6 protein-coding genes and 1 pseudogene are annotated in these 7,154 nt (G+C 46.1%); 5 read left to right on the forward strand and 2 right to left on the reverse strand.

What is annotated here, in order from left to right; all coding sequences use genetic code 11:
- The 4 genes and pseudogenes from R1Y93_RS11205 to R1Y93_RS11220 form a co-directional block, all read left to right on the forward strand.
- Positions 1–789 (forward strand): ketopantoate reductase family protein (locus R1Y93_RS11205; protein ID WP_500822857.1); only part of this gene is annotated, 789 nt, incomplete at its 5' end.
- Positions 790–1,041: 252 nt separating this feature from the next.
- Positions 1,042–2,839 (forward strand): annotated as a pseudogene (gene ftsH, locus R1Y93_RS11210) (ATP-dependent zinc metalloprotease FtsH).
- Positions 2,836–3,378, forward strand: a complete 543-nt coding sequence (locus R1Y93_RS11215) for an HdeD family acid-resistance protein (protein WP_500822858.1) — start codon at positions 2,836–2,838, stop codon at positions 3,376–3,378. Before ftsH ends, R1Y93_RS11215 begins: the two are co-directional and overlap by 4 nt.
- Positions 3,379–3,475: 97 nt before the next feature.
- Complete coding sequence (locus R1Y93_RS11220; protein ID WP_500822859.1) at positions 3,476–5,422, forward strand: L-cysteine desulfidase family protein; 1,947 nt, start codon at positions 3,476–3,478, stop codon at positions 5,420–5,422.
- On the opposite strand, the gene R1Y93_RS11225 is transcribed toward R1Y93_RS11220, so the two are convergent.
- Together R1Y93_RS11225 and R1Y93_RS11230 are read right to left on the reverse strand one after the other, a co-directional pair.
- Positions 5,388–5,834: an MFS transporter gene (locus R1Y93_RS11225; RefSeq protein WP_500822860.1), complete on the reverse strand. Its 447-nt coding sequence runs from the start codon at positions 5,832–5,834 to the stop codon at positions 5,388–5,390. The two genes, R1Y93_RS11220 and R1Y93_RS11225, sit on opposite strands and share 35 nt — an antisense overlap.
- Before the next feature lies 1 nt (position 5,835).
- Positions 5,836–6,600 carry an MFS transporter gene (locus R1Y93_RS11230; protein ID WP_500822861.1) on the reverse strand — a complete coding sequence of 255 codons (765 nt, stop codon included), beginning with the start codon at positions 6,598–6,600 and terminating at the stop codon, positions 5,836–5,838.
- A 141-nt stretch (positions 6,601–6,741) separates the two neighbouring features.
- On the opposite strand from R1Y93_RS11230, the gene R1Y93_RS11235 reads away from it, so the two are divergent.
- Positions 6,742–7,154 (forward strand): MATE family efflux transporter (locus R1Y93_RS11235; protein ID WP_500822862.1); only part of this gene is annotated, 413 nt, incomplete at its 3' end.

The following is a 7,154-nucleotide window of genomic DNA, read 5'->3' on the forward strand; positions in this document are numbered from 1 at the left end:
ATCTTAGAGAAGATGTGGGATGGATCAGCAGAGAATCAGTCAGTTAAAGCTACAGATATGGAGCATTATACAGATACCCCTGATGTGGTTCTGGTATGCGTAAAAGGATATTCTCTGGAAAGTACAGCTCCCTTTATCCGACGGGTGTCGGATAAGTCTACGATCGTGATCCCGATTCTGAATATTTATGGGACAGGGGTAAAGCTTCAGGAAATGCTTCCAGATCAGCTGGTAACGGATGGCTGTATTTACGTTTCTGCAAATATCCAAAGACCGGGAGTTCTGCTTCAGCATGGAAAGATCTTGCGTGTGGTGTTTGGTGTAAGGGAAAAGAACCAGTATACACCAGCGCTGGAAGTGGTTCAGAATGATTTTGTGGACTGTGGGATCCAGGGGATCCTGTCTGCGAATATCCAGAGAGATGCACTGGAAAAGTTTTCTTATGTTTCGCCGATCGGTGCGGCAGGATTGTATTATGATGCAACTGCAGCTGATTTCCAGAGAGAAGGGGAACAGCGGGAAATGTTCAAGGCAATGATCCGTGAGATTGAAGCACTGGCAAAAGCCATGGGTATTCCATTTGAGAGGGATATGGTGCAGGTCAATCTTCATATCCTTTCCGGGCTTGCACCAGAAGCAACCACTTCCATGCAGCGGGATATTATGGCTGGCAAGGCTTCAGAGATCCGTGGACTTGTATATGATGTGGTGAAAATGGGGGCGACATGGGGCGTGTCCATGCCTGCCTATACAAAAGTAGCAGATTATCTGCAGAAAAAAGGCCTGTAATAACTTAAGAAGACCGGTAAGAGCAGAAAGGCAGCAAAGAGTATATAAGCAAAAATGCACATATGCTCTTTTTTTATGTCTTTTTTGTACATTTGGGGAAATCTGTTTATTGAAAACTGGTAGCCTGTGCGATAGAATATAGAACAACAGGAGCAGAAATTGAAAAATTACAGGAATTTCCGGCTCAGAGAGGAATAAAAAAGGAGGATACACAGATCATGAAAAGAAGTGAAATCACCGAAAAAGCCGTTGATGTATTATTACGGAATCGTCATACTTGTACTATTTCTCTTTAATCTGTTTGTTTCACCTGTTCTTATGGAACGTCAGGTGAAAGAAGTGGATTATGGAACATTCATGGACATGATCGATGATGGCAAGATCGGTAAAGTAGAAATTGAAGATAATCAGATCGTATTTACGAATAAGGATGAAGATAAGATTTATAAAACAGGCGTTATGGAGGATCCTACCCTGACAGAGCGTCTTCATAAAAGTGGGGCAGAATTTACAAAAGAGATTGACACAACCATGTCTCCGCTGATGAGTACCCTGCTGACTGTGTTTCTTCCGCTTTTGATCTTTGTCCTACTTGGACAGTACATGAGCAAGAAGCTGATCGAGCAGGCAGGTGGTAAGAATGCCTTGAGCTTTGGAATGGGCAAAAGCAATGCAAAAGTATATGTGCAGTCAACAGAAGGAATCCATTTCAGTGATGTGGCGGGTGAGGATGAGGCAAAAGAAAATCTGGCTGAGATCGTAGATTACCTTCACAATCCTGAGAAATATACCCAGGTAGGTGCCGCAATGCCAAAAGGAGTTTTGCTTGTAGGCCCTCCGGGTACAGGTAAGACTATGCTGGCAAAGGCTGTGGCCGGAGAAGCGAATGTGCCGTTTTTCTCCATGTCCGGCTCTGAGTTTGTGGAAATGTTTGTAGGTATGGGAGCTTCCAAGGTACGTGACCTGTTTAAGCAGGCAAAGGAAAAGGCTCCGTGTATTGTATTTATTGATGAGATAGATGCTATCGGTAAAAAACGTGATGGTCAGGTGGGCGGAAATGATGAACGGGAACAGACTCTGAATCAGCTGCTTACCGAGATGGATGGATTTGAGGGAAATAATGGAGTGATCATCCTGGCAGCGACCAACCGTCCGGAATCTCTGGATCCTGCACTGACCCGACCCGGGCGCTTTGACAGGAGAGTGCCGGTAGAATTGCCGGATCTTCAGGGCAGGGAAGCGATCCTGAAGGTTCATGCAAGAAAGATCCATGCATCTGATGATGTAGATTTCCATACTATTGCAAGAATGGCGTCTGGTGCGTCCGGTGCTGAACTGGCCAATATTATCAATGAGGCTGCCCTTCGTGCAGTACGAAATGGCCGAACTGTAGTAGAGGAAGCGGATCTGGAGGAAAGTGTAGAGGTAGTGATCGCCGGATACCAGAAGAAGAATGCCGTGCTCTCAGATCATGAAAAGAAAGTGGTTTCCTATCATGAAATTGGTCATGCCCTTGTTGCTGCCCTTCAGACAAACTCTGCACCTGTACAGAAGATCACCATTATTCCAAGAACTTCCGGTGCCCTTGGTTATACCATGCAGGTAGAACAGGGGGATAAATATCTTCTGACAAAACAGGAGATCCTGAACAAAATTGCCACCTTTACCGGCGGCCGTGCAGCAGAAGAGGTGGTATTCGGAGAGATCACCACAGGCGCATCCAATGATATTGAACAGGCAACCAAGCTGGCAAGAGCCATGATCACCCGATACGGAATGAGTGAGGAATTTGACATGGTTGCCATGGAAACTGTAAATAACCAGTATCTGGGCGGCGATACTTCCCTTGCATGCTCTGCAGATACCCAGAAAGAGATTGACCGCAAGGTAGTAGAACTTGTAAGAAAAGAGCATGAAAAAGCGAAAAAGCTTCTGGAGGATAACCGTGGAGAAGCTGGATCAGCTTTCAAATGTTCTCTATGAAAAAGAAACCATTACAGGAGATGAGTTTATGCAGATTCTGAATGGAGAGGGAGGTGGACAGAAATGAGAAGACGTTCTGGTTTTGGATGGCTGGAATTTATTGAAGGACTTCTTTTGATCCTTTTGGGAATCTTTACCTGTGTGCGTCCTGGAAGCATTCTGGAAGGCTTTGTGATCCTGTACGGACTTCTGGCTGTGGTAACTGGTATCGGAGATATTGTTTTTTATGTCAAGATGGAACAGCATATGGGGTTTGGGCCATCAGTATCCTTGATTGCCGGACTTTTAAGCGTTATGGCAGGGTTTATGCTATTGGTACATCCGGATGCTGGAAAATGGATCATTGCGCTTTTGGTTCCTATCTGGTTTATCGCACATTGTATTTCCAGACTGTCCCATCTGAATATTGTACGCTTTGTGGCTGGTAATGCTTATTATTATTTCAGCCTGGTCATCAATACGGCAGGGCTGGTGCTGGCAGTGCTGATGATTGTAAATCCTGGATTTTCTGTTTTTTCCATCGGAGTGCCGATGGGAGTGTATCTGCTGCTACTGGGCATTGACTGCCTGATCACTGCGTTTTCAGATATTGGAGGTGGCTGGTGATTGTGTTATAATAAGGCCAGAGAAGGAGCCATCAGGGCAAAGGGGAAGCCCTTGATTTACCTAAGGGGATGGATAATGTAACAGGGAGGGAAATACAGTGGATGCAGTACAGTATGCAAATTATCTGGATATTCTGAAAAAGGAGCTGATACCGGCTATGGGCTGTACAGAGCCGATCGCAGTAGCTTATGCGACTGCAAAGGCGGCACAGGTGCTGGGAGAGTGCCCGGAATCTATTCATATCCGGTGCAGCGGAAATATTATCAAAAATGCAAAGGGTGCAGCAGTTCCTAATTCCGGTGGGATGAAAGGAATCAATGCAGCAGCAGTTCTTGGCGCGATTGGTGGAGATGCCTCGAAAGAATTGGAGGTTCTGGAAAGCGTGACAGCCAATGACAGAGAAAAGGCGGCAACACTTCTGGCAGATGGGATCTGTACATTTGCCCTGGCAGATACTACAGAAAAGATCTATATAGAAGCCCATGTGGAAAAAGGAATACATAGTGCAGAGGTAGTGATTTCCGAAACACATACTAATATTGTGCGAGTCCTAAAGGGCGGTCAGGTTCTCTATGACCAGCTGAAAAACGATGGAAAGAGCACGGAAGAAGAAAGAAGAGAGCTTTCTGTACGTGGGATATTGGAATTTGCAGACTGCGTACGTATGGAAGATATTCGTGATATTATCGGACGGCAGATCCGGTTAAATACAGCAATCTCTCAGGAAGGCTTGGAGCATCCCTATGGGGTGCAGATCGGGAAAACCCTGGAGAATGCCTGGGGAGGTACAGTGGCTGCCCGTGCATGTGCAATGGCGGCAGCAGGAAGTGATGCCAGGATGGGCGGCTGTTCCATGCCGGTTGTGATCAATTCCGGAAGACGGCAATCAGGGAATCACCGGTTTCCATGCCGGTGCTCTGTCTATGCTCAGGAATGGGATGTGCCGGAAGAGAAGCTGTCTCGTGCATTGGTGGTGAGTAATCTTACTGCTGTGCACCAGAAATATTACATAGGGGGTCTGTCTGCTTACTGTGGTGCTGTATGTTCTGCCTGCGGTGTGGGAGCAGGGATCACTTATATGTATGGCGGTGATTATAGTCAGGTTTCAGCTGCGATCATCAATACACTTGGAAATGTTGGAGGCATCATCTGTGATGGCGCAAAGCCTTCTTGTGCAGCCAAGATTGCATCCTCGGTAAATGCAGCGATCATGGCCTTTCATCTGAGCATGGAAAACAAGAGTTTTCTTCCAGGAGACGGGATTGTGGAAGAGGATGTGGAACAAACCATTAAGGCTATGGGGTACATCGGACGGGTTGGAATGCGTCAGACGGATCAGGAGATTCTGAAGGTGACTGACCGGCTGGTGGGATGCAGGATGCTCATGAAAAAGAAGATTTTAATATTGGTGTGTCTTTTAACAGTATTGCTGGCAGGGGCAGATGTGGGAACAGTGCAGGTAAATGCTGCTGTCAGGAACAGGATCACAGGTACAAAGAGAAAAGGTTATGTGTATATGGACAGGACCGGTACTGTGGTAAAGGCAGGAGAGATCCGTCAGGCTGTGGATTTTGTGTTGAAGAATTCATCAAGAAAGAATAAGACAAGGCAGCGGCTGCGACAGTGCTATGATGCACTGGTGAAATATTCATATTTCCATATGGGTACGGAAGTGCCCACTGCCAGGAATATAAAATCTTGTGCCAGGTACATGTTTACCAGGAAAAGAGGCAGCTGCTACTATTATGCAGCGGCTATGGCATATATTGCCAGAGTACTGGGATATGACAGCCGGGTGGCAGTAGGAGGCGTTACGGCAAGAGGACCCTATGCGCAGCTGTCACCACATGGATGGTGTGAGATCAGGATCGGATCCAGATGGCTGATCTGTGACTGCAGTATGCAAAGAGCGCATCAGGATCAGAATCTGTTCCTGGTGTCAGAGAGCAGATATCCGTTCCGGATGCGCAGGGATAAAACTTATGTAATGACTGTGAAAAAGGGTAGGGTTATTTGGAAGCAGCTTCTGCAGGCTTCTCGGTAGCAAAAAGCATAAGCACTGCACCGATGGAAGCGGCAGCTGTACCGAAGATCAGCATGGCAGAAACACCTGCCAGATCGATAAGCCAGCCACCCAGAAGTGCCCCAAGAACTGTTCCGATGGTGTAGGTCATGGTGAAATAGGCCTGACCCTTGATCACATCCTGTGGCTCCATAATGGAGTTTACGTAATATACAGAGGAAACAGAGATCAAAGCCCAGCCAAAGGCCTGAAAGACCTGAATGATATAATATACAGTCATATTGGGGGCAAGCAGAGAAAACAGGGTTTTCAGCGCAAAGAAAATACCGCAGCTGCGGAACCATATATCACAGCGGATCTTTTTCTGCATATAGCCGAAAAGGAACATGGTAGGAAGCTCGATTATGGCAGCAAGAGCCATAGCGATTCCCATATCAGTGTCTCACTCCTCCTTTTTCTACAATGACCTGATATGCAAAGCTGTTGATCAGCACATGGCTTACATACACCAGGATAGAACCAAGCAGTACGATGGTAAATTTTTTATATTTGCGAAAGAAATACAAAGCACCGGATCCTGGTGCTTTTTCTGCCGCCGTCAGATTCTGTTGGCGTTCTTTTGGAACTTTCCGGAAAGGGAAGATCCACAGGGAAAAGAGAAAAAGAAGCAGCCCAATGGAAATGCTTACAGGGATGGTTCTGATTCCAAATCTGTCTACCAGGATACCCAGAGTAGATGCGATCACAGCAGCAGACAGGGAACCCATACCTCTGCCAATGCCGAAATTCAGCTTTTTGCCCTGGTTCAGGCTTTCCATTCCCAATGAGTTGACCATAGGGGTAAGCAGCTGTATAAGCACAAAGCAGCTTCCGTAAAAGATTCCGGTGCACAGCAGAGAACGTGTATAGAACAACAAAAATGCTGACAAAACAAGGGCAATCAGTGAAATAAAAATGCATATCTTTTTCAAAGATGGGCTGCTGTTCTTGTCTGCATAGCTGGCAACGGTTGGCTGCAAAAGTGCAGAAACAACGCCTGCCAAAGCGATGATAATACCAATCTGGGTATTAGTGAAGCCGGTATTCAGGAGAAATACGCTGGCAAAATTGGCCAAGGTAACAAAAACGATCCAGAAGAAAAACTGGATACAGGAATACCTGGGAGTCAGATTTGATGGCTGCGTGGAAGATGAGGACATGATTGTATAACTCCTTTGTTTGTGATATGTTTATCGATATGGATCAGGGGCAAAGGTCTTTTGCTCCTCCACATCATCACAATTATAACATTCATAATAAAAATAGCAATTATATACTGAAAAAATAAGGGGAAAAGTAACATGAAGCGGGTAGATTTTGAAAACGGAACCATTACAAAAAACATCCTGGGTACAGCCATCCCCATGCTGGCAGCCCAGATCCTCAGTCTTCTTTATAACATCGTGGACAGGATCTATATTGCCAGGATCCCGGAAACAGGGACAAAAGCATTGGGAGCAGTAGGAATTTGCTTTCCGGTGATCGTGATCATTATGGCATTTTGCAATCTTTTTGGCAGCGGCGGTGCACCTCTTTTTGCTATCAGCCGTGGGAAAGGGGATAACCGGGAAGCCAGGCTGATCATGGATGCATCCTTTACCATGCTGTGCGGCAGTGCACTGGTTTTGATGACCATCGGTCTTTTGGCGACAAAGCCGCTTCTGTTTTTGTTTGGAGCTTCCCAGGAAGCAATTGGATATGCCCTTCCCTATAT

The organism is Blautia sp. HA3515 (assembly GCF_059933065.1).

Coding starts and splice junctions, on each gene's coding strand:
- R1Y93_RS11215 (WP_500822858.1), top strand. CDS start 2,836: ATGAGAAGACGTTCTGGTTTTGGATGGCTGGAATTTATTGAAGGACTT.
- R1Y93_RS11225 (WP_500822860.1), bottom strand. CDS start 5,834: ATGGGAATCGCTATGGCTCTTGCTGCCATAATCGAGCTTCCTACCATG.
- R1Y93_RS11230 (WP_500822861.1), bottom strand. CDS start 6,600: ATGTCCTCATCTTCCACGCAGCCATCAAATCTGACTCCCAGGTATTCC.